Source organism: Spiribacter sp. 2438 (assembly GCF_009676705.1).
Classification (GTDB): domain Bacteria; phylum Pseudomonadota; class Gammaproteobacteria; order Nitrococcales; family Nitrococcaceae; genus Spiribacter.
The window spans coordinates 1,570,647-1,594,953 of the sequence record NZ_CP046046.1 but is presented as its reverse complement, the minus strand read 5'-3'; the positions used below and the strand labels follow the sequence as shown (position 1 = coordinate 1,594,953).

Here is a 24,307-nt window from a genome sequence, read left to right as displayed (position 1 = left end):
GACTGGGGCGTAGCCAAGCGGTAAGGCACGGGGTTTTGATCCCCGCATTCGCAGGTTCGAATCCTGCCGCCCCAGCCAATTTTTTCAGCGATCGCAGGATTCCGCCGCGATGGAAAACGGAAACATGATGGTGTTCACCGGGAACGCCAACCCCGCCCTGGCCCGAGCCGTGGCCTCGCATCTGAAAATCCGCCTGGGGGACGCTGTGGTCACCAGCTTCAGCGATGGCGAGATTCGGGTGGAGGTGAACGAGCATGTGCGGGGCCATGATGTCTTCATCATCCAGCCCACCTGCGCTCCGACCAATGACAATCTCATGGAACTGCTGGTCATCGCCGATGCGTTGCGGCGATCGTCGGCGGCACGCATCACCGCGGTGATTCCCTACTACGGCTATGCGCGCCAGGACCGCCGGCCGCGCTCTCAGCGGGTCCCCATTTCGGCCAAGCTCACCGCCGACATGCTCACCGCCGCCGGGATCAATCGCGTGGTCACCGTGGACCTGCACGCCGACCAGATCCAGGGCTTTTTCAACATTCCCGTGGACAACGTCTACGCTTCGCCGGTGCTGCTCGGCGACATCTGGCGGCAAACCCATCCGGACAAGATTGTGGTCTCGCCGGACGTCGGCGGGGTGTTGCGCGCCCGCGCCGTGGCACGCCGGCTGGATAACGCCGATTTGGCCATCATCGATAAACGTCGACCCCGAGCCAATGAAATGGAAGTCATGAACATCATTGGCGATGTTCGTGACAAGACCTGCATCATTGTCGACGACATCATCGATACCGCAGGCACGCTGTGTCAGGCAGCAGAGGCGCTCAAGGAACGGGGCGCGGGCAAAGTCTGCGCCTACATCACCCATCCGGTCCTTTCCGGCCCGGCGATTGAGCGACTGGAACAGAGTTACCTGGACGAGCTGGTGGTGACCGACAGCATTCCGCTGGCGGAGCCGGCCAGAGCGTGTCCCCAGATCCGCCAGCTGTCGCTGGCAGAGATGCTCGCCGAGACCATGCGGCGGGTTAACAACGATGAGTCGGTCAGCGAGCTGTTCGTCGACTGACTTCCGCAAAGGCCCCTGGTCGCGGGGGCATATATGGAGAAACGATCCGATGAGTGTTGAACTGAAACTGGATGCCACTGTTCGCAGTGACCAGGGCAAGGGTGCGAGCCGCCGCCTGCGTCGTGCGAAGCAGATCCCGGGCATTCTTTATGGCGCCGGCAAAAAGCCGGTCTCTCTGACCCTGGACGAAGAGCAGGTGTTGCGTCTCATGCGGGAGGAGGCTTTCTTCTCGCAGATTCTCGACGTCAAGGTGAAGGGCAAGCGGACCGAGAAAGCCATCCTCAAGGACCTGCAACGGCACCCCTTCAAGCCACTGGTCACTCACATGGACCTGCTGCGGATCAAGGCCGGCGAGAAGATGCGCCAGAGCGTGCCGATTCATTTCCTCAACCAGGAGACGGCCACGGGGGTCAAAGTCGGTGGCGGCGTTGTCCACCACGATGCCATCGAGGTGGAAGTCGAATGTCTGCCTGAGGACTTGCCGGCTGCCATTGATATCGACATCAGCGAGCTGGAGATGGGCAGCTCCATTCATCTCTCCGACGTCACTCCGCCGGAAGGTGTCGTTTTCCCGGGGCTGGATGCGGAAACCGATCACGATCCGGTGCTGGTCAGCATTCATGCGCCCCGCAAGGCGGTGGAGGAAGAAGACGAAGAGGCCGAGGGCGAGGCCGATGGCGAGTCGCCAACCGAAGGGGGCGACGAGGGCTCCGACGGCGAGGAGTCGAGCTAATTCCGGCTCGGCCCTGAGCGACCCGCCATGTCCGCACCACCGGTGCAGTTGATCGTGGGACTGGGTAATCCCGGTTCCGGATACGCCAGAACCCGGCATAATGCCGGGTTCTGGTTTATTGAGGCCCTGGCATCACGACAGCACCTGCCCCTGCGTCCGGAGCGAAAGTTCCAGGGGCTGACGGGTCGCTGGCGGGGCGAGGGGTTTGATGTCCATCTCCTCTGCCCGCTGACCTACATGAATCACAGCGGGCGCTCGGTGACGGCGCTGGCCCGTTTTCACCGCATACCACCGGAGTCGATGCTGGTGGTCCATGATGAAATCGACCTGCCCCCGGGGGTGGTGCGTCTGAAGCGCGGCGGTGGTCACGGCGGACATAACGGGCTACGGGACATCATCGCCGCCACCGGCACACGGGAGTTCGGCCGACTGCGCCTGGGCGTTGGTCATCCGGGGCACAGCGATCAGGTGGTGCGCTACGTCCTCCACGCCCCTGGCCAGCAGGAACAACAGGCGATCGAGGGTGCCGTCACCGATGCCGCCGAAATCGCCGGCCTGCTGGCGACCGGCGACTGGGACCGGGCGCAGCAGACACTGCACACGAGGAGCTGAGGAATACCATGGGGTTTAAATGCGGTATTGTGGGGCTGCCCAACGTGGGCAAGTCCACGTTGTTCAACGCCCTGACGCGCAACGAAATTCCGGCAGAGAACTATCCGTTCTGCACCATTGACCCGAATGTGGGCATCGTGCCGGTGCCCGACCCGCGCCTCGACCGGTTAGCCGAGCGGGTCAAGCCGGAGAATGTCGTCCCCACCGCCATGGAGTTTGTGGACATCGCCGGTCTGGTGGCGGGCGCCTCGCGTGGAGAAGGGCTGGGCAACAAGTTCCTGGCCAATATCCGCGAGACCGACGCCATTGCTCACGTGGTTCGATGTTTTGAAAGTGACGACGTTCATCACGTCGAAGGTCGCGTGGACCCACTGTCGGATATTGAAACCATAAACACCGAGTTGCTGCTGGCGGATCTGGATACGGTGGAGCGGGCCATGGAGCGGCAGGCGCGGCGGGCCAAGTCCAACGACAAGGCCGCCATCGCCATGCGTGATGCCCTCAAGTCCATCGCCAGTCGGCTGGACCAGGGCATCCCCGTCCGGGCGCAGGGTCTGGAATCCGCCGATCAGGAAGCGATTCAGGAGTTGCACCTGCTGACCGCCAAACCGGTTCTGTATGTGGCCAATGTCACCGAGGAAGGCTTTACCGATAACCCGCAGCTGGCGGCTGTCGAGGCGCTGGCGGAGCGGGAGGGTGCCGGTGTGGTGGCGCTGTGCGCGGCCATCGAGGCCGAGCTCTCGCAGCTGGATGCCGAGGAGCAGGCGGAACTGCTGTCAGCCTACGGCCTGACCGAGCCGGGCCTCCATCGCCTGATCCGAGGGGGTTACGCTCTGCTGGATCTGCTGACCTTCTTCACCGCCGGCCCCCGGGAGGTGCGAGCCTGGACGGTCTCACGGGGTGCCACGGCGCCCCAGGCGGCCGGCCGGATCCACACCGACTTCGAGCGGGGGTTCATTCGCGCCGAAGTGATCGGGCTCGAGGACTACCTCGCGGCGGGGGGTGAGCAGGGCGCCAAGGAGGCCGGCCGGATGCGCCTGGAGGGCAAGGAATACGTGATGCAGGAAGGCGATGTCTGCCATTTTCGCTTCAATGTGTAGCGGCCGTTCCGGCGGGAAAAACGGGATTTGACACCGCCGTCGCGCCTCTGGATACTTCTCCCTCCCGCCGACATGGCTACGTAGCTCAGCTGGTTAGAGCACATCACTCATAATGATGGGGTCGGTGGTTCGAATCCACCCGTAGCCACCACTTATCCGGGCCCTGGCGGGCCTGACGCCAGTCCCCCGGTAAGCTGCCGAACGGCATAATCCGCGGCATCATCGAAAGGTTTCAGCACCACGCTGGCCCCCTGGTTGAGCAGACGATCCGCCTCGGCCATTTGCTGGACCGACAGAAACACCTGGCCGGTGAAATTAGCGGCCTGCAAACCGTGCAGCAGGGTGAGCTGGGGATCAGCCTCGGTGAGGGCACCGCGATCCCGGGGAACGGCGGAGACCACCGCTTTGACGTCGCCCAGATCCAGATGGGCCACAAACTCCGGGTCGGTGGCGTCTCCGTAGGCGGCATCCATGCCCATGTCCCGCCAGTGAGTCAGCGCTTCCGGATCAAAGTCGACGCCGAGCACGCGATATCCGAGATCCCTCAGCTGCGCGCCGATGCGACAGCCATATCGCCCCAGCCCGAAAATCACGAAGTCATGCCCTTTGGCTTCCGCCGCTCCCTGAGTGTCGGTGGCTTCCCGGTGTGCATGCTGTCGCTCGAAGACACCCAGCCAGGGCTCCAGCCAGTCGAACAGTTTGTGGGACCAGGTGATCATGTAGACCGAGAGGGCAATGGTCACCAACCCCACTAGCGTTACCAGCCCCATGGCCTCTTCGCCGACGTGCCCGATGGTGATGGCCATGGCCATGAAAATCAGCGAGAACTCGGAGATCTGGGCCACGGTCAGGCCGGCCAGGAAGCCGGTCCGTTTTCGGTATCCCATGAAACCCATGATGGCCAGTACGACCAAAGGGTTGCCAATCAGGACGAACAGCGAGAGCACCACGGCGGGTCCCACCTGGTCGCCCAGGGTGGCCAGCTGCAGGCTGGCGCCCAGATGAATGAAGAAGAACAGCAGCAGAAAGTCCCTTAGCGACGCCAGGCGGGAGGCCACCGCCTCGCGATACTGCGTCGAGGCCAGTGACACGCCTGCCAGTAGACCGCCCAGCTCCTTGCCAAATCCCAGGGCATCACCGGCCGCCGCCAGGCTGATGGCCCAGCCCACGGCAAAGATGACCATTAACTCCGAAGATCGGGCGATGTGCGCGAGGACTGGATTGGCGACATAGCGAATGAAAAGAATCACCGCGCCCAGCATCAACAGGCCGCCGATAAAGACCTGAGCCACTTCCCAGACGCCGGCCACTTCATCACCGACGCCGACGCCAATGGCGGACAGGGTGACCATCGCAAGCACCACGAAGATGTCCTGAACAATCAGAAATCCGAGGGCGATCTTGCCGTGGAGCGCGCCAATCTCCTGTTTGTCGGACAGCAGTTTGACGATGATGATGGTGGACGAGAACGTCAGCGCGATCGCGATATAGAGAGAGACCAGCGGGCTAAAGCCCAGCATCAGGCAGATGATGAAGCCAAACAGCGACGTAAACAGAATCTGCCCGATGCCCGTGGCCAGGGCCACGGTTCCCAGATTGCGCACCAGGCTGACGTCCAGCTTAAGGCCCACCAGGAACAGCAGGACGGCAATTGATATCTGGCTCAGGGTCTCAATGAACTCCACGGAGGAGACCAGCCCAAGGGCATCCGGTCCGGCCAGCACCCCAACGGCGATGAATGCCACCACCAGGGGCTGTTTGAGGAGCAACCCCACAAAACCCACCGCCGCTGCCAGCAGCACGAGCAGGGCAATTTCGTAGAATATATTGGCGAAGGCTAGATCCAATCCGGTCCCATCACTGGCGACTTATGACGTCCCTCAAGAGGGTAACACCATCCGCTGTCGATTCAGTCGGGCTCCCCGAAACGGTGGGCGACCAGTTCGGCCAGGGCCTCAACGGACTGACGGGCGTCGGCACCCGTGGCAGTGACCGTAATTCGCGAGCCCCGTGATGCCGCCAGCATCATCAGCCCCATAATGCTCTTGCCGTTGGCGGTTCGCTGATCCAGCTGAACCCGGATCTCCGCCTGATGGGCGCTGGCCACTTCGACGAAACGGGCGGCGGCGCGGGCGTGGAGCCCCAGACGATTGACGATTTCCAGCTCCCGCGTCGCGTGCGGATTATTCATTGGCAATCAGAATCCCGTCGCGGGCAGCCGCCAGGGCTTTTTCCACCAGCGCTTCCACCGGCAGGTGGGCGTAATTCATTACCCGCAGCACCATCGGCAGGTTGACGCCGGTGACCACCGGGTAATCATGGTCATCGCCCAGGGCCACTGCCAGATTGCTGGGGGTGGCCCCGTAGGCGTCGGTCAGGATGAGAATGCCGGCCCCGCCGTCGAGTGAATGCACCAGCGCTTCACCGCGCTCCCGGGTTTCGTTGACGGTCTCACCCTCTGCCGGCGCCAGCGTGCCCACTGGCATGGGCGACTGACCGAGGATGTCCTCGGCGTTTTGCCTGAGGACTTCACCAACCCCCGGATGGGTGATGAGGAGCAGGCCGGCTTTCATGGCAGTTCCCGATGACGGATGTTCACGCTGTAGTCGTGTTCCCGCAGGTGTTGACCCAGTTGCTCTACCAGAAAGACCGACCGGTGCTGGCCGCCGGTGCAACCCACCGCCACGGTAAGGTAGCTGCGGTTTTCCGATTCGAACACCGGCAACCAGTCGTCGAGGAACGCCCTGACGGTATTGAGGTAACGCTCCACGGTGGGTGATCCGCTCAGGTACGCCCTGACCGCCTCGTCCCGGCCCGTCTGCGCCCGCAGGTGGGGCTGCCAATGGGGGTTGGGGAGGCAGCGACTGTCGAAGACAAAGTCGGCATCCGCCGGCGTGCCATGTTTATAGCCGAAGGATTCCAGCTGGATGGAGAGGCCGGTGGGCGAATCCGTCAGGCGCGCGCGAATGATTTCCCGAAGCTCATGCAGGGTGAGATGGGTGGTGTCCACCGTCAGATGCGCCCGTTCGTGCAGCGGCATGAGTCGCTGCCGCTCATCCTGGATCGCCTCCGCCAGAGACATTTCCGGGCTGCTCAGTGGATGGCGGCGGCGGGTTTCCGAGAAGCGCTTGAGAAGCGTCGCATCATCGGCGTCCAGAAAGACGATTTCCGCCTCAATGCCGCGCTGGGACAGATCGCGTCGGATTGACGGGAAACGGGCCAGCTCTGCGGGTCGGTTACGAGCGTCGATGCCCACCGCATGGGATACTCCCGTCCCGGTCCATGCCAGATGAGCGCCAAGGGAGTCCAGCAGCGCTACTGGCAGGTTGTCGATGCAATTGAACCCGTAGTCCTCCAGCGCCGCCAGGGCAACACTCTTTCCGGAGCCGGAGAGCCCACTAACGATAATCAGTCGCAAAGCGGTGCCTCCGCTGGAGTGTTCATCAGGGCCGTCTCGAGGCGGGTGGCCATGGCCCGCCCGCCGGCACCGGGCTGATGACATTCCCGGGCGGCCAGGACAATCAGGGACGCCACTGGCCGGCCGGGGCATATGGCGAGCCGCGGCACACTGACCCCCGCCAATGTCTCCTGTGTCCAGCTGCCCTCCAGCGATTCAGGGCTCCGGGTGCGCTCCAGGTCCACCAGAAGATCCAGTGGCGCTGAAGCCAGGACCGCCGTCTGGCCGTACCGGGTAGCGACGTCCACGACACCGATACCCCGAATGAAAAGCAGCCCCCGGCCCAGGACCGGGGCACAGGCGGTCAGCCGCCCGTCCAGTCGCTGCAGGTCCACCGCGTCGTCCGCCACCAGCGGATGACCCCGCTCGATGAGCTGCAGCGCCGTGTCGCTTTTGCCCGAACCGGCGGCGCCCCGGAGCAGCACGCCCCGGCCCTGGATGCTGACCAGCGTACCGGTGATGCGGATCATGAATGGTCCGGAGCGGCCTGCCATCCGGCGATGGTGTGGTAGAGGTCGGCGTCGCTCTGACAGCCCCGGAGACGGGCACACAGGCCTTCGTCCCGAAACATTTCCGCCAGCCGGGAGAGGATTCTCAGGTGATGATCATTGCTGTGTTCGGGCACGATCAACGCAAACAACAGATCCACCGGTTGCTGGTCGACGGCCTCGAAGTCGATGGGCTCCTCCAGCTTGATGAGCGCCGCCTGGGGTTGCTCGATGTCGGCGCTGCGGCTATGGGGCAGGGCCACCCCACGGCCCAGCCCCGTGCTTCCGAGGCGCTCCCGCAGGGTCAGGCCTTCGAATACGTGGCGGGTTGTCTCGGCATCCTCGTCGGGGGTCAGCTGCCGCGCCAGTGCTTCCAGGGCACGCTTCTTACTCTTCACGCCCGCGGCGCCGCATCGGACCCGCTGTTCGCTCAGTAGATCGGCGATCTCCATCAGCTCACGACTCCAGACTGGGGCCGACCCGGCCTTCCGCCTGATGATGGTCGCTGCGCTTTTCCTTGTGCTTGATGACCTGACGATCCAACTTGTCGATGAGTCTGTCGATGGCGGCGTACATGGCCTCTTCGGAAGCCTCGGCAAACAGCCGGGCACCACTCACGGCGAGGGTGGCCTCGGCGCGATGGGTTTTTTTCTCCACGGTCAGAATCACGTGGGCGTCCACGACATTGTCGAAGTGCCGCGTCAGACGCTGGAACTTCTCCTCCACGTAATCTCGAAGCGCGTCCGTGATCTCCACATGGTGACCGGTTACATCAACTTTCATGGTGCCTCCCTTGAGTGCTCAGGCGAGCCGCTTGCGGTCGGTGGAAGAGTGAATGCCCATGACCTCACGATACTTGGCTACCGTTCGCCGGGCTACATTAATGCCCTCGTCGCCCAGAATCGATGCCAGCGCGGCATCGCTTAGCGGCCGCCGCGGGTTCTCGGCCGCCACCAGCCGGCGGATACGGGCGCGGATCGCCGTCGCGGAGCACTCGCCGCCGTCGGTGGTAGTGACATGGCTGGAGAAGAAATACTTGAACTCGTGGGTCCCCTGGGGCGTACGCATGTATTTCTGGCTGGTAATCCGGGAGACCGTGCTTTCGTGCATGTCGATGGTTTCCGCCACCTCGCGAAGGACCAGCGGCTGCATCGCTTCCTCGCCGTGCTCGAAGAACGCCTGCTGGCGGTCAACAATGCACTCGGCCACCTTCTGCAGGGTCTCGTCCCGGGAGCGCAGGCTCTTGATCAACCATCGCGCCTCCTGCAGGTGCTGCCGCATCAGGCTGTTATCGCCGCTGGTGTCTCCCCGTCGGATGAGGCTGGCGTAGTAGTCATTGACCCGCAGTCTGGGTGATGCTTCCGGATTGATCTCCACCACCCAGCGGTCACTGATGCGCTGAACCGTGCAGTCGGGAATCACGTACTCCACACGGGTCTCATCGAAGCCGGATCCGGGATGAGGATCCTGGCTCTGAATCAGGGCCAGGGCGGTTTCCAGATCATCCTGGCTGACACCGATCTGGCGCCGCAGCCGGGCGTGTTCACCGCGGCCAAGCAGTTCGAGGTGGTTGGCGACCAGCAGTCGGGCCAGTTCCCGGCCGGGAGTATCCGAGGGCAGGGCAAGGAGCTGGATGTCCAGCGCCTGGCGGGCGTCCACAGCGCCCACCCCCACCGGATCAAGGTGCTGAACATAGGTGAGCACCGCCCGAAGATCGTCCTCTTCCACCGCCAGTGCGGCCGGCATGGCCGCAATCAGGGCCTCCGGCGCTTCCAGCAGGTGGCCGTCCCGCCCGATGGAGTCGATCACCACGTCGGCGATCCGCCGATCCCGTTCATCCAGCGAAGATAATTCAATCTGCCACTGCAGGTGGTCCTGCAGGCTGGTTTCGGAAGTTCCGGTGTTTTCCAGGGTATCGGGGTTGTTGTCGGGGTCCGGCGCGCTGAGCGCCGTGCTCCCCGTCGCTTCTTCCCAGCGCTCATCCCCCGGGAGGGATTCACCCAGACGGCTGGCATCGGCAGAGTCCGAGCCGAGCACCGACTCGGATGGATCTCCGGGCACCGCCGGCTCTGCGATGACCGGACCGTCGGTCTCGACCAGCGGGTCATCGAGGGACTCGATCTCTTCGTCCACCTCCAGCATCAGGTTGGATTCCAGCGCCTCGCGGATTTCGAGGTTGAGTTCTGCAGCCGGCAGCTGCAGCAGCCGAATCGCCTGCTGCAGCTGTGGGGTCATCGCCAGCTGCTGGCCGAGCCGGAGCTGAAGGGTCTGCTTCATCGCCATCCACGTTGAATCGGGTTGATCAGAATAACTCCGTCCGCACGCAGGCCGCCAGTCAACACGGCGCTCTACAAGCGAAAGTCCTCGCCGAGATAAACGGACCTTACCTGAGGGTCATCGAGGACCTGCGCAGGATCACCTTCGGCAATGACTCGTCCCGCGTTGAGGATACTGGCCCGATCCACCAGGCCAAGCGTCTCCCGTACATTGTGATCGGTAATCAGTACCCCGATCTGGCGATCAGCAAGATGGCGGACAATGGACTTGATTTCGCCAACGGAGATCGGGTCAACGCCGGCGAACGGTTCATCCAGCAGGATAAAGCGGGGCTCAGCGGCCAGTGCCCGGGCAATTTCAACCCGGCGCCGCTCCCCGCCGGAGAGGCTGATTCCTGCCTGCTGGCCAAGATGGGCCACCCCGAACTCTTCCAGCAGATCCAGTGCTCTCGATGGCCGCTGCGCTGCGCTCAGGTCCCGGCGGGTCTCCAGCACCGCCAGCAGATTGTCCATCACTGACATCCGCCGAAACACGGAGGCTTCCTGTGGGAGGTAGCCGATCCCCCGCTGTGCCCGGGCATGCATGGGCTCCCGGCTGATATCGACGCCGTCCAGATGGATTTCACCCCCATCCGCCGGAACCAGTCCCACGACCATGTAGAAACTGGTGGTTTTGCCAGCGCCATTGGGACCGAGCAGCCCGACAATTTCTCCGCTGCGCACTGTCAGGGAGACGTCATCCACCACTGACTGGCCTCGGTAGACCTTTTTCAGGCCAACGGCGCGGAGTTCACTGGTGCTGCTCATCCGTCGTCCGGGTTGTCCGGGTAAAAGGTGGCGCGGACCCGGTCGTCGTTGGTCTCGCTGCCCTCGGCCACGGTTCGCGCCTCGTCCGGAAAGTGGGTGATGATCTCGCCACTGACCGTGTCATCACCCTGCCAGAGGCGGCCGCCATCCTTGAGAACGAGACGTTCCGGGCCGGTGGCGTAATACTCCATCCTCGGCGCCTCGGCTTCCCGAGGCAACGCGTCGGGGATCCGCTGCCGCCAGGTTGCGGGCGTGCCATCCACCTCCACCCGATCCAGCCGGCGTTGCTCATCCGAGTACACGTGCATCAGGTCGCCGGTGATTCGCATGTCTCCCCGGGTGAGCACCACATTGCCGCGATAGATGCTGATGCCCTCCAGGTCCCTTACCTCGGCCCGATCCGCCGTCAGGTTGACGACGTCGTTTTCGGTGGCAATCGCGACAGGGGCCAGGCTGATCAGCAGGACCGCGGTCATGAGGTTCTTAGCTATCATCCAGCGCATATCGCCCCCGGGCATCCTCAAGCAGTTCGATCCGATCTTCACGGAGCCAGGCATTCGCCCCGATCGAATCCACCTGATAATCAGGCCCGATGAGCGTAACGGGCTCATCGGTTTCGGCATAGTGTTCCGGCAGTCGGAGATGCATGAACGGCGTCTCGAGTCGGGTCAGTCCCTCGGCGGTCCGCCGCCACATCACCACATCGTCAATCAGATCCGCCCGGTTGGTGTCGTCCCAGGCGCGGCCCCGTCTGGCCCGTCCGACCCAGGGGGGGTCCGGTTCGTCGTAAAGCTGCCAGCGGGGCTGGTCCAGCACCCATAGATCCGGTTCGTCGTAATACCAGGCCTCGGCGGCGGACATCCGCCAGGCCACCCCGCCGGATTCGTTGGTGCTGGTCATGGTGATGCCCCGGGCGTGGCTGGTGATCTCGGGCCCCATGGGGGCCTCAGCGGCCGGTGGCTGATCGTCCTGATGCATGTCCCGGAACAGGATCAACCCGAGGGCCAACGCCACCAGGACCAGCCCGCCAAGCCAGTTGCCGGGGATTCTCACAGCACGCCGGCCCGCAGCAGGTCGTGCATGTTCAGTGCCCCGCAGAGGCGGCCTTCACCGTCGGTGACCAGCAGGGCATTGATGCTGTGCCGCTCCATGAGGGCCGCGGCCTCCGCGGCCAGCTCCGTTTCGCCGATCAACCGTGGATCCGGGGTCATGACCTCGGTGACCCTCACCGTCTGCAGGTCCACCGCCGCATCCAGCGCCCGCCGCAGGTCACCATCGGTAAAGATTCCCACCACCTGTTCGTTGTCGTCGATGACCGCAGTCATGCCGAGGCCCCGGCGGGTGATTTCAAGCAGAGCCTCTTTCAGGGAGGTCTGCGCCCCGACTCGCGGCACAGCCTCGCCGGTGTGCATTAAATCGGCCACGTGCAGCAGGAGTCGTCGGCCCAGCCGGCCGCCCGGGTGGGACAGTGCAAAATCGTCGGCGGTGAAGCCACGGGCTTCGAGCAGGGCGATCGCCAGCGCATCACCCATGGCGAGACTGGCAGTGGTGCTGGCGGTAGGCGCGAGGCCCAGCGGACAGGCTTCCCGCTCAACCGCCACATCCAGATGGACGCTGGCGGCGGTGGCCAGCGTCGAGCGCGTCTGGCCAGTGATTGCCACAAGGCCGATGCCGCGGCGCTTGATCAGTGGAATCAACTGATTGATCTCGTCGGTCTCGCCGGAGTTGGAGAGGGCCACCACCACGTCGCCGGGCGTGATCATTCCAAGATCACCATGACTTGCTTCTCCCGGGTGAACGAAGAAGGCCGGGGTGCCAGTGCTGGCCAGGGTGGCGGCCAGTTTTCCGGCCACATGTCCGGATTTCCCCATTCCCGTCACCACCACCCGCCCCTGGCAGTCCAGGATCAGGCGGCAGGCATCGCTGAATGACTCCCCCAGGCGAGGGATCAGGTTGCTGATGGCCGTGGCTTCCGTCTCGAGGACAGCCCGGCCGAGCTCGCAGAATTTGTCTGGCATGGTCATTGGGCTCTGTCGGTCAATCCGCGTCCTATGGTCCGGTCAGGTAGAGACTCGTCTGGTAAAGAATATAACCGCTCAGCAGTATGAAGCCTGCTGAACGCCCGTACAGCCCGCGACGGCCAATGCCCAGGCCGATGGCGACGAAGGCCAGAATGAACAGCGTCATCATGCCGTAATCGCGGATCAGGCTGGAGCCTTCCAGCGCAAACGGCGCGATGACGGCAGCGATACCGAGCACGGCCAACAGGTTAAACACCGACGAGCCGATGATGTTGCCCGCAATGAGGCCGTGCTCGCCGCGGCGGGCCGAGGCCGCGCCAGCGGCCAGCTCTGGCAGGCTGGTGCCCAGCGCCACAATGCTGAGGCCGATCACCAGTTCGCTCACCCCGATCGCCCTGGCCAGCTCGCTGGCGCTCCAGACCAGCAACCGGGAGCTGGCCAGCAGGAGGATCATGCCCAGCAATAGCGACAGGAGGATTCTGCGTGGGGTCATGACCTCGGGGGACACGTCCCTGACGGTCCGGGCGAGCTCGGCGTCGTCGCTGCGTCGGGCTTGCCAGGCCATCCAGACCAGCACCGCGGCCATCGCCAGCAGAAGCATGATGCCGTCCAGCCGGGTGAGGCGGAGATCTGCCAGCAGCACGGCGGTGGCTGCCACCACCAGTAGCAACAGGGTGAAGTCGCGATGGGGCACGCGCTCGCCCAGGTTAATGGGGGCGATGAGCGCCGTGACGCCCACGATCAGGCCGATATTGGCGATGTTCGAACCCAGGGCGTTGCCGACGACCAGATCGGGCATGCCGTCCACGGCTGCCGCGGCGGAAACCAGCATCTCTGGCAGTGAGGTGCCGATGCCGATCACCAGCAGACCGATGAGCATTCTGGAGGTGCCCAGTCTGAGCGCCATTGAGGAGGCACCCGCAACGAAAATGTCCGCGCTCCAGGCGAGGATGCCGAAGCCGGCGATCAGAAACAGCAGGAGCAGCAACGTATCCATGCGCGCGGTCCCGGCGGGCGAGCTGAAAGGCGCACGATACCTCATTTGACCCCTCGTATTCCTTCACTGATACTCGCCGCCATCTTCCCGCTCTTCCGATGGCGTGCCCCGAACCATGTCGATTAGCCACCCGAAATCCAGCGATGATGTCCTGGTCGATATTCGCGGGCTTGTATTCTCCCGGGGTGACCGGAAGCTGTTCGATGGCGTTGATGTCACCGTTCGCCGCGGTGAGGTGATCGCGGTGATGGGTCCCAGCGGGACGGGGAAGACCACCCTACTGCGCCTGATCGGCGGCCAGCTACGCGCCGCCGCGGGGGAGGTGAATGTGGCCGGCCAGCGCGTCGACGCCCTGTCCCGCCGGGACCTCTATCGGCTCCGCCGCCGGATGGGCGTGCTGTTTCAGAGCGGCGCCTTGTTCACTGACCTGACCTGCTACGACAACGTGGCCTTTCCGCTACGGGAGCATACCGAGCTGCCGGATACCGTGATTCATCATGTGGTCCTGATGAAACTTGAAGCCGTCGGCCTTCGCGGCGCCGCCGGTCTCTATCCAGCCGAGTTGTCCGGCGGCATGGCGCGCCGGATATCGCTGGCGAGGGCGCTGGCGCTGGATCCGGACCTGATTCTTTATGACGAACCGTTCGCCGGTCAGGACCCCATTTCCATGGGCGCCCTGATGACATTGATTCGGCAACTGAATGACGTGCTTGGACTCACCAGCATCGTGGTCTCCCACGATGTGGATGAAGCGCTCTCCATCGCGGATCGGGCCTATGTCCTGTCCGAGGGTCGTATTATCGCCTCGGGCACACCGGCGGAGTTGCGGGCCAGCGACTCGGCCTGGGTGCGTCAGTTTCTGGATGCTTTGCCGGACGGGCCCGTGCCCTTTCATTATCCGGCCATCGATATCGAGGATGATCTCCGCCGGGGGCCCGGGCCATGACGGCTTCTCTGCAGGCCATCGGCGCGACGGCGCTGAAACTGATGGCGACGCTGGGTCGCTCGACACTATTTCTGGTGCGCGTGGTCGGCGGTATGGGAGAGCTGGTCAAACGGCCCCGTCTGCTGGTTCAGCAACTCTACTCCGTGGGGGTGCTGACTCTGGTCATTATCATGGTGTCCGGCGTCTTCGTCGGTATGGTCCTGGCGCTGCAGGGCTATTACACCCTGGTGGATTTTGGCGCCGAGCAATCCCTGGGTGTTCTGGTGGCGCTGACGCTAACCCGGGAGCTGGGGCCCGTGGTCACCGCTCTGCTGTTCGCCGGCCGGGCCGGATCGGCCCTGACCGCCGAAATCGGGTTGATGAAGGCGACGGAGCAGCTGGCGGGCATGGAAATGATGGCGGTGGATCCCGAGCGGCGGATCATCGCTCCCCGGCTGCTGGCGGCGTTGTTGTCGGTGCCGTTGCTGAGCGCGGTTTTCACGCTTCTCGGGATTCTTGGCGCCTATGCGGTGGCCACCGCCATGCTGGGCATTGATGGCGGGTCTTACTGGTCTCAGATGCAGGCCAGCGTCAGCTTTAGTGATGACGTGATGAATGGCATGGTCAAAAGCGTCGCCTTCGGCCTGGTGGCAGGGTGGATCGCAGTCTTCAATGGCTACGATTGCCGGCCCACCTCCCAGGGGGTGAGCCGAGCCACCACCCGCACCGTAGTCATCACGTCGCTGGTGGTTCTGGGGCTGGATTTCGTGCTGACGGCACTGATGTTTGATTGACGGAGGAAACCGCTGGTGAACAATGCGCGCGGCACGGAAATCGCGGTCGGAGCCTTCGTGGCGGCCGGTCTGGCGGCACTGCTGGTGCTGGCAATGCAGGTCAGTAATATCACCGCTTTCCAGCGGATGGACGGATACACGGTTATCGCCCACTTCCAGGATGTGGGTGGCCTGCGCGAACGCGCCCCAGTGAGGATGGGCGGGGTGCAGATCGGCCGGGTTAGCGATATCGACCTCGATCCCCAGCGACTCGAAGCCCGGGTAGAGGTCACCATCGATCGCCGCTTTGATGACCTCCCCAGCGACACGGCCGCCAGCATCCGCACCGCCGGGCTGCTGGGTGAGCAGTACATATCGCTGGATCCGGGAGGCATGCCAGACGCCTTGCGCGATGGTGACGAGTTCATGCTGACTCGCTCGGCCATTGTGCTCGAGGACATCGTCGGCCAGTTTCTGTACCAGCAAAGCGGCTCCGACAACGCGAGCAGGGACGAATGAGCGGGATGGTCCTCGAGGAACGCCATCCCGGTGCGCTGACTCTGCGGGGAGACCTGCGCGCCCCGGAGGTGCCGGCATTGCTGGATTCGCTGCCGGTGACGGCTCGCCGCTATGAGGTTGATCTCGGCGGTATAGAGCGGATCGACAGTGCGGGTCTCGCCCTGATTCTGGAGTGGCAGCGGCGCCTGACGTCGGTGGGAGGGGCACTTGTGCTGCGCCATCCCCCGGATCCGCTGGTACGCCTCGCACAAATCAGCGGGGTTGATAAACTGATACTGAGCGACGGTGATCAAACGGGGATGACAGAACAATGATGGAACCTGAGGCGATTCGAGCCCTGCTGCAGGCCGGGCTGAGTGATGCCGAAATCGAAGTGATTGGTGACGGTCGGCATTTTCAGGCACGGATTGTCTCCCCGGACTTCGAGGATCTGCCTCTGCTGCGGCGCCACCGGATGGTCTACGACATCCTTCGCTCGCACATCGATTCCGATGTTCTGCACGCCATTTCGATGCGAACGCTGACACCGGCTCAGGCCGCTGCCGAGCAGGACTGAACCCGTGGAGCGACTACTCATACGCGGGGGGCAGAGCCTCAACGGCGAGATTCGCATATCCGGCGCCAAGAACGCCGCACTACCCATCCTGGCCGCAACCCTGCTGGCGGATGGTCCCTCGGTTATCGGCAATATTCCCAACCTGCATGACATCACGACCACCATGGAGCTGCTCGGCCGCATGGGGGTGCGCCTCACCGTCGACGAGCGCATGCGGGTGGAAATTGATCCCAGCGCCATCAGCAATCATCACGCTCCCTACGAGCTGGTGAAAACCATGCGCGCCTCAATCCTTGTGCTCGGGCCATTGCTGGCGCGGTATGGCGAGGCCGATGTCTCGCTGCCCGGGGGCTGTGCCATCGGCACCCGACCGGTCAATCTTCATGTGGACGGGTTGAGAGCGCTCGGTGCCGATATCCGCGTCGAGGCCGGTTACATCCGCGCCCGCTGCGATCGCCTGCGCGGGGCGAGGCTGGTGCTGGATCTGGTGACCGTCACCGGGACCGAAAATCTGATGATGGCGGCTGCCCTGGCAGAGGGCGTCACGGTTATTGAGAACGCGGCTCGAGAGCCGGAAGTGGTGGATCTGGCAAATTTCCTCAACGCCATGGGCGCTGACGTGCGCGGTGCAGGCACCGACACCATCACCATTCACGGGGTGGAGCGGCTGCAGGGCACGGAATATGAGGTGTTGCCGGATCGCATCGAAACCGGGACATTTCTGGTGGCTGCGGCCATGACCGGTGGTTCGGTCCGGCTGAAGAATACGGCGCCCCATCTACTGGACGCCGTCGTGGGCAAGTTGCGTGAAGCAGGCGCTGTCATCGAGGCGGGGGATGACTGGATTGCGCTGGACATGGAGGGGCGCCGGCCGCTGGCAGTGAATGTCCGCACGGCCCCCTACCCGGCGTTCCCCACGGACATGCAGGCACAGATCTGCGCGCTGAATGCCGTTGCCGAAGGGGTCGGCATGGTGACCGAAACCGTATTCGAAAATCGGTTCATGCATATCCTCGAGATTCAGCGCATGGGGGCGGATGTCCGGCTGGAAGGCCACACCGCGATCAGTAACGGCGTCAGCCGGCTCACGGGTGCGCCGGTCATGGCCACTGACCTGCGAGCTTCGGCCAGTCTGGTACTGGCCGGCCTGGTCAGTCACGGCGAAACCGAGGTAGACCGGATTTACCACATTGACCGGGGCTACGAGTGTATTGAGGAGAAGCTCGCGCAGCTCGGCGCGGACATCCGCCGGATTCCCGGGGAGCTTCGAAGAGCCAATGCCTGACGCCCTCACCATTGCTCTGTCCAAGGGCCGCATTCTCGAGCAGACCCTGCCGTTGCTGAAACCGCTGGGGATCGAGCCCCTGGAGGATCCATCGGCGACCCGGAATCTGGTCCTGCCCACCAGTCATCCCTCCATCCGGCTGATCATTGTGCGCGCCACCGATGTGCCGACCTATGTTGCGCACGGCGGAGCTGACCTGGGTGTCGCGGGCAAGGACGTGCTGCTCGAGCAGGGCGGGCAGGGCCTCTACGAACCCATCGATCTCGGCATTGCCCGATGCCGGCTGATGGTGGCGGGCTGTCCGGGTGTCGAGCTTGGCGGACGCCGGATCCGCGTCGCCACCAAGTTCGTCAATATCACCCGCCGGCATTTTGCCGCTCAGGGGCGACAGGTGGACCTGATCAAGCTTTATGGCTCCATGGAGCTGGCTCCTCTGGTGGGGCTTGCCGATGTTATTGTGGATTTGGTGGATACCGGGAACACGCTGCGCGCCAACGGTTTGGAGCCGCTTGAACACATCGCCGACATCAGTTCCCGGCTGGTGGTGAACAAAGCATCCATGAAGCTGAGGCACCGCGAGATCAAGCCACTGCTCAAACAGATCGAGGCCACGGTCAGTGGGCCCGGATAACAGGTGAAGCATGCTGGAAATTGAGCGACTGAGTACCACACAGCCCGATTTCGAAGAGCGCCTGGGGGCCCTCACCGACTGGGATGACGGGGCCACCCACGGCGTCGAGTCCACGGTGGCCGAGATTCTGGAATCGGTGCGGCGCGATGGTGATTCGGCGCTGGTCGAGTATACGCGGCAACTTGACGCGCACCCGGTGTCGTCGGCAGACCAGCTCGAAGTGGCGCCGGAGCGCTGCCGGGCCGCCCTCGATGCACTCCCGGCCGAGGACCGCGAGGCGCTGAGGGCCGCGGCCGAGCGGATACGGGCCTACCATGAGCATCAGCGCCCGCAGAGCTGGGAAAACGACGACGCCGACGGCACCCGACTGGGGCAGCGGATCCGCCCGCTGGAGCGGGTGGGCGTTTATGTGCCCGGTGGCAAGGCGGCCTATCCCTCATCGGTGCTGATGAATGTTTTACCGGCTCGGGTCGCCGGGGTGGGCGAAGTCATCATGGTGGCCCCGGCGCCCGGCGGCGAGATTGCGCCCATGGTGCTGGCGGCTGCCGCAGTGGCCGGCGTTGATCGGCTGTTTCTGGTGGGTGGAGCGCAGGCCGTGGCGGCCCTGGCGTTCGGCACCCCCACCATTCCGGCCGTGGACAAGATCGTGGGCCCCGGCAACGCCTACGTCGCTGAGGCAAAGCGTCGTGTGTTTGGTCACGTGGGCATTGACATGGTAGCGGGGCCCTCCGAAATCCTGATCATTTGCGACGGCCAGACCGATGCGGACTGGATCGCCATGGATCTTTTTTCTCAGGCCGAGCACGATGAGGACGCTCGGGCGCTTCTCATTTGCCCTGAGGCTCGTTATCTCGACGAGGTCCAGGCAGCCATGGAGCGCCTGCTGCCAGAGATGGAGCGCTCGGAGATCATTCGGGAGTCCCTGCGGCGGCGTGGCGCACTAATCTGCGTCCGCGATCTCAACGAGGCCGCCGCGGTGGCCAACCGCATCGCGCCTGAGCACCTGGAGCTCTCCGTGGTGGAGCCGGAGCGCCTGGCGGCGGCCATTGATCATGCCGGCGCCATGTTCCTGGGGCGCCACACTCCCGAAGCGCTCGGCGACTACTGCGCCGGCCCCAGCCATGTGCTGCCCACCTCTCGCACCGCCCGGTTCGCGTCGCCTCTGGGTGTCTATGATTTCTGCAAGTCCACCAGCATCGTGTACTGCTCCGAGCAGGCAGCGGGCAGCCTGGGCGAAATCGCCGTCCGCCTGGCAGAGGCCGAGGGGCTGACCGCCCATGCTCGCTCGGCGGCTTATCGAATGCGCCGGGACCCGTCAGCGTAGCGGCGGGCTCTCCGGCCGCTGGCGCGCCAGGTCACTGGGGCGTTCGGTGACCTCGACAGTCCACTCGCGGGGTTCGCCATCCCGCTCACCAACGAGTGTGACGCTGCTTCCGGGTTCCATGGAGCTGATGCGGTCCAGCAACCCGCTGACGCCCACCAGAGGCCGATTCTCAAGTGCGACGATCACGTCGCCTGCCTGCAGACCCGCCCGATCCGCAGGTCCACTCCGAAGCACCCCGACAATCTCTACGGCCGAGGTTTCGCCCGAGGGTTCCTGCACCTGAACCCCGATCCAGCCTCGGATGACGCGCCCGTGCTTGATGATGTCCTGCAGGACTGCGTTGGCCAGTGGCGCCGGCACCGCGAACCCGATGCCCGTGGAGTTGCCATCCCGGCTGAAGACGGCGGTATTGATGCCGATGACCGCACCGGTGGCATCCACCAGCGCCCCACCGGAACTCCCCGGATTGATGGCAGCATCGGTCTGAATGAAATTCTCGAAGGTCGCGAGGCCCAACTCACTCCGGCCGAGGGCGCTGATGATGCCCTTGGTCACGGTCTGCCCCACGCCGAAGGGATTGCCAATGGCGAGCACCACGTCACCGACCCGATTGCGGTCCGAGCTAGCCAGTGAAACGTGGGCCAGATTCGGCAGATCCAGCTTGAGTACCGCGAGGTCAGACTCGGGGTCGGTCCCGACGATTTCCGCACTTGTGGTGCGGTTGTCGCTGAGCATCACCTGAATCTGCCGGGCGCCCTCCACCACATGGTGACTGGTGAGCACATGACCGGCATCAGAGGCGATGACGCCGGATCCCAGGGAGGTCTGCAATGCCTCGCTGTCGTCAGCCAGCGGGTCGTCGAAAAGTTCCCGAAACAGGGGCGTGTCCAGCAGCACGTTGCGCGGATCCGCCGCCCGGGTGCTGGTGTAAATGTTCACCACCGCCGGCATGGCCGCCTCCACTGCGTCGGCATAGGAGACCCGGTAACCACTGGCGCTGCCGATCTCGGCGGCTGCCAGGTCGCCCTCACCGGCAGGGGGCGGTTCGGTCACTTCTATCACGGCGGGTTCCGTCTGCAGCAAATCCGGCGCCAGCCAGATGATCCCCGCGGCTGCCAATAGCCCGACCAGCACATAACTTCCAACGAAGCGCATGAAGCGATGCATCTTCATCATCTACACTCTAATTGGGTTGTTTTTGTTCTGGAGGGGCAATGGTACACCGTTCCGCGCTGACGGATTACCTGCATGAGCGGCTTTCAGTGGCGAAAATCGCCGACTACTGCCCGAATGGGTTGCAGGTGGAAGGCCGGGCGAACATCCAACGCCTGGTGACCGGCGTCACCGCCTCAAAGCGGTTCCTGGACGCCGCCATCGACGCGGGGGCTGACGCCGTGCTGGTTCATCACGGGTACTTTTGGAAAGGCGAAAGTCCGTGCCTCACCGGCGCCAAAGCCGAACGTATCCGGTGTTTGCTCCGCAACGACATCAGTCTGCTGGCCTATCACCTGCCACTGGATGTGCATGCCGAGTGGGGCAACAATGCCTGTCTGGCGCGGCTCCTGGATATCTCCGTGACCGGCCAGGTGGATGCCGGTGGGGTCGAAGGTCTTCTCTGGCATGGCCAATTGGCGGAGCCGCTGCCGGTCGACGGATTCGTCAGGCGGGTAGCCCTCGCCCTGGACCGCCCGCCATTGATGGTGGGAGAGGGTCCGGAGCGCGTGCAGCGTGTCGCCTGGTGCAGCGGTGGAGGCCAGGGTTTCATTTCGGCGGCCGCCGACCTCGGCGTCGATCTCTATCTGAGTGGCGAGATTTCCGAGCCGACAACGCATCTGGCGCGTGAGGCCGGTATGCATTACCTGGCCGCAGGGCACCATGCCACCGAAAGAGGAGGGGTTCAGGCACTGGGCGAACATTTGGCCGAAGCTTTCGGTCTGGAGCATCGATTCATCGACGATCCCAATCCGGCCTGAGAGACGGATTCCCGTCGTTGAGGGCCCTTCGTGGAGGCGGTTCAACCTTGACTGGAATGGTTTCATGGGCGATTCTTGCGGCCATTGAAAAGCAGTTAAGACGGGCGCTCTAAAACCCGCAGTTTTCTGCCTTGCTGTCGGGCCAAGATTACGCGTCTCCCATACAGGGGAAAATCAATGTCTGAGGAAGGTGCCAGCAGGAGCCGCCGCCGCTTTCTGACCGGCGCGGTCTCCGTGGTGGGTGGTGTCGGTGTGGCCTACACCGCGGTTCCGTTTCTCGCTTACTGGAAACCCAGTGCAACCACGCGAGCGGCCGGTGCGCCGGTTGAGGTGGATACCAGCACCCTGGAGGCCGGTCAGCGAATCAACATCACCTGGCGGGGCCAACCCGTCTGGGTCATTCGGCGCTCCGAGGCGGCGATCGAGGCGTTGCCCTCACTGAATGACCGGGTCAGCGATCCCGAGTCGGCGGTTGCCGACCAGCAGCCAGCCTACGCGCAGAATGTCCACCGCTCCATCGATCCTTCCCTGCTGGTGGTGGTTCCCATCTGCACCCACCTGGGTTGCATCCCGTCGTTCATGCCCCGTCCGGGTTCCCTGGATTCGGACTGGGAGGGCGGTTTCTTTTGCCCCTGCCACGGATCCCGATTCGATATGGCCGGGCGGGTCTACCGTGGCATGCCCGCACCGACGAATTTGCCGGTTCCACCGCACCGCATCGCCGCCGACGGCATGCTGGTGGTCGGAGAAGACGAGGAGACGGTCTGATGAGTGAAGCAACGAGCACCAAGGCTCAGGGCGGGATGCTTGGCTGGGTTGATGCCCGTTTCCCGCTCACCAAGATGTGGAATGAGCACATCGGTGAGTATTACGCCCCCAAGAACTTCAACTTCTGGTACTACTTCGGTTCCCTGGCTCTGTTTGTGCTGGTCAATCAGCTGCTGACCGGCATCTGGCTTACCATGAATTACGTCCCCACCGCCGAAGGCGCCTTCGCCTCGGTGGAATACATCATGCGCGATGTGGAGTGGGGTTGGCTGATCCGCTACATGCATTCCACCGGCGCCTCGGCGTTTTTCGTGGTGGTCTATCTGCACATGTTCCGTGCCCTGCTGTACGGGTCCTACCAGAAGCCGAGAGAGTTGATCTGGATTTTCGGCATGATCATCTACGTGGTGCTCATGGCTGAAGCCTTCATGGGCTACATGCTGCCCTGGGGCCAGATGTCCTACTGGGGCGCTCAGGTGATCATTTCGCTATTCGGCGCCATTCCGGGGTTCGGGGATCAGCTGGCGCTCTGGATTCGGGGTGATTACAACATCTCCGGGGTGACGCTGAACCGATTCTTCGCGCTGCATGTGGTCGCGTTGCCGCTGGCGCTGGTCGGTCTGGTGGTTTTCCACATCCTGGCCCTGCACGAGGTGGGGTCCAATAACCCGGACGGCGTCAACATCAAGGACCACAAGAACAGCGAGGGCAAGCCGAAGGACGGCATCCCCTTCCATCCGTATTACACGGTGAAGGATACGTTCGGGCTGGGTGTATTCCTGATTTTCTTCGCGGCGGTGGTGTTCTTCGCTCCGGAGATGGGTGGCCTGTTCCTGGAAGCGCCGAACTTCGAACCGGCCAATCCGCTGCAGACGCCTGAACACATCGCACCGGTGTGGTACTTCACGGCGTTCTACGCGATTCTCAGCGCCGTGCCGCACAAGTTCGGCGGGGTGCTGTTGATGGGGCTCGCCATCGTCGTTCTGTTCTTCCTGCCATGGATAGATCGCGGCAAAGTGCGCTCCATCCGTTACCGCGGGCTCGGCCACAAGATCGGCCTCGGCCTCTTCGCCGTGGCCTTCATCATCCTGAGCTATCTGGGTATTCAGGAGGCCTCTGATCTCTACTTCGGGCTGACGGTGACCCGCTGGTCGCAGATCTGGACGGCGGTGTATTTCGGATTCTTTGCGTTCCTGTTTGTCTACACGGCATTCGGATTTGAGCGAACCAAGCCGGTTCCGGAGAGGGTGACCGAGTGATGAAGAAACTCATCTGCTGTGTTCTGCTGGGCCTGACCACTGCAGGCGTCCACGCAGCGGGGCCATCGGGCGATTTCATGGACGCCAATGTCGACGTCTCCGACACGGCGTCCCTGCAGCGGGGAGCCAACCTTTTCGCCAATAACTGCATGGGCTGTCACTCCGCCGAGTTTGTGCGCTGGAACGCGCTGCCCGAGGGGCTCGGCGTGTCCATGGAGCTGATCGAGGAAAACCTGATCTTTGGCAGTTATGAAGTGGGTGACATGATGATGTCGGCCATGGGCACCAATGACTCCATGAACTGGTTTGGTGCGCCGGCCCCGGATCTGTCGCTGACCGCCCGTTCGAAGGGCCCGGACTGGATTTTCACCTACCTGAACAGCTTCTACCGGGACCCGGATGCTTCCATTGGCTGGAACAATACTCTGCTCGAGAACTCCTCCATGCCCCATGTGCTCTGGCACCTGCAGGGCGTTCCCGAGCCGGTTCGTGAGGAACAGGGGGGCGAACTGATGACCGTCGGCATTGAAGTGCCGGCCAGTGCAGCGGGGACCATGACCGAGGCCGAGTACCTTCGGGCCACTCGCGACATCACCAACTTCATGACATTCCTGGGTGAGCCGGTGCGTGCCAAGCGCCATCAAATGGGGGTTTGGGTCATCGGCTTTCTGGTGATCTTTACGTTCCTCGCCTATCTCATGAAGCGCGAGTACTGGAGGGACATCCACTGAACCAGCGGG

30 protein-coding genes and 2 tRNA genes are annotated in these 24,307 nt (G+C 63.6%); 18 read left to right on the top strand and 14 right to left on the bottom strand.

Going from position 1 to position 24,307, the window contains the following annotated elements; translation table 11 throughout:
* The first annotated feature begins 3 nt into the window (after positions 1-3).
* The 6 genes from GJ672_RS07925 to GJ672_RS07900 all read left to right on the top strand — a co-directional run bounded on the left by GJ672_RS07925 (position 4) and on the right by GJ672_RS07900 (position 3,659).
* Positions 4-78 (top strand) — tRNA-Gln (locus tag GJ672_RS07925).
* Between the two features lie 31 nt (positions 79-109).
* Positions 110-1,063 carry a ribose-phosphate diphosphokinase gene (locus tag GJ672_RS07920; protein ID WP_195759488.1) on the top strand — a complete coding sequence of 318 codons (954 nt, stop codon included), beginning with the start codon at positions 110-112 and terminating at the stop codon, positions 1,061-1,063.
* A 49-nt stretch (positions 1,064-1,112) separates the two neighbouring features.
* Complete coding sequence (locus GJ672_RS07915; protein ID WP_154296679.1) at positions 1,113-1,796, top strand: 50S ribosomal protein L25/general stress protein Ctc; 684 nt, start codon at positions 1,113-1,115, stop codon at positions 1,794-1,796.
* Positions 1,797-1,823: 27 nt separating this feature from the next.
* Positions 1,824-2,408: an aminoacyl-tRNA hydrolase gene (gene pth, locus GJ672_RS07910; RefSeq protein ID WP_154296678.1), complete on the top strand. Its 585-nt coding sequence runs from the start codon at positions 1,824-1,826 to the stop codon at positions 2,406-2,408.
* Positions 2,409-2,416: 8 nt separating this feature from the next.
* Positions 2,417-3,508, top strand: a complete 1,092-nt coding sequence (gene ychF / locus GJ672_RS07905; RefSeq protein ID WP_154296677.1) for a redox-regulated ATPase YchF — start codon at positions 2,417-2,419, stop codon at positions 3,506-3,508.
* 74 nt (positions 3,509-3,582) lie between these two features.
* A tRNA-Met gene (locus GJ672_RS07900) sits at positions 3,583-3,659 on the top strand.
* A 1-nt stretch (position 3,660) separates the two neighbouring features.
* Here GJ672_RS07900 and GJ672_RS07895 read toward each other — a convergent pair.
* From GJ672_RS07895 to GJ672_RS07835, 13 genes are all read right to left on the bottom strand, one after another.
* The gene (locus GJ672_RS07895; protein WP_154296676.1) at positions 3,661-5,355 is read right to left on the bottom strand and encodes a cation:proton antiporter; all 1,695 of its coding nucleotides are present in this window, start codon (positions 5,353-5,355) and stop codon (positions 3,661-3,663) included.
* A 62-nt stretch (positions 5,356-5,417) separates the two neighbouring features.
* A complete protein-coding gene (locus tag GJ672_RS07890; RefSeq protein ID WP_154296675.1) occupies positions 5,418-5,699 on the bottom strand; it encodes an HPr family phosphocarrier protein in 282 nt (93 codons plus the stop codon).
* Positions 5,692-6,081 carry a PTS sugar transporter subunit IIA gene (locus tag GJ672_RS07885; RefSeq protein ID WP_154296674.1) on the bottom strand — a complete coding sequence of 130 codons (390 nt, stop codon included), beginning with the start codon at positions 6,079-6,081 and terminating at the stop codon, positions 5,692-5,694. Before GJ672_RS07885 ends, GJ672_RS07890 begins: the two co-directional genes overlap by 8 nt.
* Positions 6,078-6,926 (bottom strand): RNase adapter RapZ, encoded by an 849-nt coding sequence (rapZ, locus tag GJ672_RS07880; RefSeq protein WP_154296673.1) that lies wholly within the window; start codon positions 6,924-6,926, stop codon positions 6,078-6,080. Before rapZ ends, GJ672_RS07885 begins: the two co-directional genes overlap by 4 nt.
* Positions 6,917-7,435 (bottom strand): HPr kinase/phosphorylase, encoded by a 519-nt coding sequence (locus tag GJ672_RS07875; RefSeq protein ID WP_195759487.1) that lies wholly within the window; start codon positions 7,433-7,435, stop codon positions 6,917-6,919. Before GJ672_RS07875 ends, rapZ begins: the two co-directional genes overlap by 10 nt.
* Positions 7,432-7,905 carry a PTS sugar transporter subunit IIA gene (locus tag GJ672_RS07870; RefSeq protein ID WP_154296671.1) on the bottom strand — a complete coding sequence of 158 codons (474 nt, stop codon included), beginning with the start codon at positions 7,903-7,905 and terminating at the stop codon, positions 7,432-7,434. Before GJ672_RS07870 ends, GJ672_RS07875 begins: the two co-directional genes overlap by 4 nt.
* A gap of 4 nt (positions 7,906-7,909) precedes the next feature.
* Positions 7,910-8,236 carry a ribosome hibernation-promoting factor, HPF/YfiA family gene (gene hpf / locus GJ672_RS07865; RefSeq protein WP_154296670.1) on the bottom strand — a complete coding sequence of 109 codons (327 nt, stop codon included), beginning with the start codon at positions 8,234-8,236 and terminating at the stop codon, positions 7,910-7,912.
* An 18-nt stretch (positions 8,237-8,254) separates the two neighbouring features.
* Positions 8,255-9,730 (bottom strand): RNA polymerase factor sigma-54, encoded by a 1,476-nt coding sequence (locus GJ672_RS07860; RefSeq protein ID WP_154296669.1) that lies wholly within the window; start codon positions 9,728-9,730, stop codon positions 8,255-8,257.
* A 71-nt stretch (positions 9,731-9,801) separates the two neighbouring features.
* The gene (gene lptB / locus GJ672_RS07855) at positions 9,802-10,536 is read right to left on the bottom strand and encodes an LPS export ABC transporter ATP-binding protein (protein WP_154296668.1); all 735 of its coding nucleotides are present in this window, start codon (positions 10,534-10,536) and stop codon (positions 9,802-9,804) included.
* Positions 10,533-11,012, bottom strand: a complete 480-nt coding sequence (lptA, locus tag GJ672_RS07850) for a lipopolysaccharide transport periplasmic protein LptA (protein WP_195759486.1) — start codon at positions 11,010-11,012, stop codon at positions 10,533-10,535. The genes lptB and lptA overlap by 4 nt, the downstream gene beginning before the upstream one ends.
* Before the next feature lie 7 nt (positions 11,013-11,019).
* Positions 11,020-11,589, bottom strand: a complete 570-nt coding sequence (gene lptC / locus GJ672_RS07845) for an LPS export ABC transporter periplasmic protein LptC (RefSeq protein ID WP_154296666.1) — start codon at positions 11,587-11,589, stop codon at positions 11,020-11,022.
* Positions 11,586-12,554 carry a KpsF/GutQ family sugar-phosphate isomerase gene (locus tag GJ672_RS07840; protein WP_370517583.1) on the bottom strand — a complete coding sequence of 323 codons (969 nt, stop codon included), beginning with the start codon at positions 12,552-12,554 and terminating at the stop codon, positions 11,586-11,588. The genes lptC and GJ672_RS07840 overlap by 4 nt, the downstream gene beginning before the upstream one ends.
* 31 nt (positions 12,555-12,585) lie before the next feature.
* Positions 12,586-13,599: a calcium/sodium antiporter gene (locus GJ672_RS07835; protein WP_154296664.1), complete on the bottom strand. Its 1,014-nt coding sequence runs from the start codon at positions 13,597-13,599 to the stop codon at positions 12,586-12,588.
* Positions 13,600-13,669: 70 nt separating this feature from the next.
* On the opposite strand from GJ672_RS07835, the gene GJ672_RS07830 reads away from it, so the two are divergent.
* From GJ672_RS07830 to hisD, 8 genes are read left to right on the top strand one after another with little or no spacing between them, the layout of a single operon-like run.
* On the top strand, positions 13,670-14,500 hold the full coding sequence (locus GJ672_RS07830) for an ABC transporter ATP-binding protein (protein WP_154296663.1): 831 nt from the start codon (positions 13,670-13,672) through the stop codon (positions 14,498-14,500).
* Positions 14,497-15,273 carry a lipid asymmetry maintenance ABC transporter permease subunit MlaE gene (gene mlaE / locus GJ672_RS07825; RefSeq protein WP_154296662.1) on the top strand — a complete coding sequence of 259 codons (777 nt, stop codon included), beginning with the start codon at positions 14,497-14,499 and terminating at the stop codon, positions 15,271-15,273. The genes GJ672_RS07830 and mlaE overlap by 4 nt, the downstream gene beginning before the upstream one ends.
* Before the next feature lie 15 nt (positions 15,274-15,288).
* Positions 15,289-15,771: an outer membrane lipid asymmetry maintenance protein MlaD gene (gene mlaD, locus GJ672_RS07820; RefSeq protein ID WP_154296661.1), complete on the top strand. Its 483-nt coding sequence runs from the start codon at positions 15,289-15,291 to the stop codon at positions 15,769-15,771.
* The gene (locus GJ672_RS07815) at positions 15,768-16,085 is read left to right on the top strand and encodes a lipid asymmetry maintenance protein MlaB (RefSeq protein WP_154296660.1); all 318 of its coding nucleotides are present in this window, start codon (positions 15,768-15,770) and stop codon (positions 16,083-16,085) included. Before mlaD ends, GJ672_RS07815 begins: the two co-directional genes overlap by 4 nt.
* Complete coding sequence (locus GJ672_RS07810; protein WP_370517582.1) at positions 16,082-16,327, top strand: BolA family protein; 246 nt, start codon at positions 16,082-16,084, stop codon at positions 16,325-16,327. The genes GJ672_RS07815 and GJ672_RS07810 overlap by 4 nt, the downstream gene beginning before the upstream one ends.
* Positions 16,328-16,331: 4 nt before the next feature.
* Positions 16,332-17,612: a UDP-N-acetylglucosamine 1-carboxyvinyltransferase gene (gene murA / locus GJ672_RS07805; protein WP_154296659.1), complete on the top strand. Its 1,281-nt coding sequence runs from the start codon at positions 16,332-16,334 to the stop codon at positions 17,610-17,612.
* Positions 17,605-18,243, top strand: a complete 639-nt coding sequence (gene hisG, locus GJ672_RS07800) for an ATP phosphoribosyltransferase (RefSeq protein ID WP_154296658.1) — start codon at positions 17,605-17,607, stop codon at positions 18,241-18,243. The genes murA and hisG overlap by 8 nt, the downstream gene beginning before the upstream one ends.
* Before the next feature lie 10 nt (positions 18,244-18,253).
* Complete coding sequence (gene hisD / locus GJ672_RS07795) at positions 18,254-19,567, top strand: histidinol dehydrogenase (RefSeq protein WP_154296657.1); 1,314 nt, start codon at positions 18,254-18,256, stop codon at positions 19,565-19,567.
* Here the strand turns inward: hisD and GJ672_RS07790 are convergent.
* Positions 19,559-20,743: a trypsin-like peptidase domain-containing protein gene (locus tag GJ672_RS07790; RefSeq protein WP_229381864.1), complete on the bottom strand. Its 1,185-nt coding sequence runs from the start codon at positions 20,741-20,743 to the stop codon at positions 19,559-19,561. The two genes, hisD and GJ672_RS07790, sit on opposite strands and share 9 nt — an antisense overlap.
* Positions 20,744-20,781: 38 nt before the next feature.
* On the opposite strand from GJ672_RS07790, the gene GJ672_RS07785 reads away from it, so the two are divergent.
* From GJ672_RS07785 to GJ672_RS07770, 4 genes are all read left to right on the top strand, one after another.
* Positions 20,782-21,540 (top strand): Nif3-like dinuclear metal center hexameric protein, encoded by a 759-nt coding sequence (locus tag GJ672_RS07785; protein ID WP_154296656.1) that lies wholly within the window; start codon positions 20,782-20,784, stop codon positions 21,538-21,540.
* Between the two features lie 177 nt (positions 21,541-21,717).
* On the top strand, positions 21,718-22,308 hold the full coding sequence (gene petA, locus GJ672_RS07780; protein ID WP_154296655.1) for a ubiquinol-cytochrome c reductase iron-sulfur subunit: 591 nt from the start codon (positions 21,718-21,720) through the stop codon (positions 22,306-22,308).
* Positions 22,308-23,567: a cytochrome bc complex cytochrome b subunit gene (locus tag GJ672_RS07775; protein WP_154296654.1), complete on the top strand. Its 1,260-nt coding sequence runs from the start codon at positions 22,308-22,310 to the stop codon at positions 23,565-23,567. The genes petA and GJ672_RS07775 overlap by 1 nt, the downstream gene beginning before the upstream one ends.
* Complete coding sequence (locus GJ672_RS07770; RefSeq protein WP_154297095.1) at positions 23,567-24,298, top strand: cytochrome c1; 732 nt, start codon at positions 23,567-23,569, stop codon at positions 24,296-24,298. Before GJ672_RS07775 ends, GJ672_RS07770 begins: the two co-directional genes overlap by 1 nt.
* Positions 24,299-24,307 lie beyond the last annotated feature (9 nt).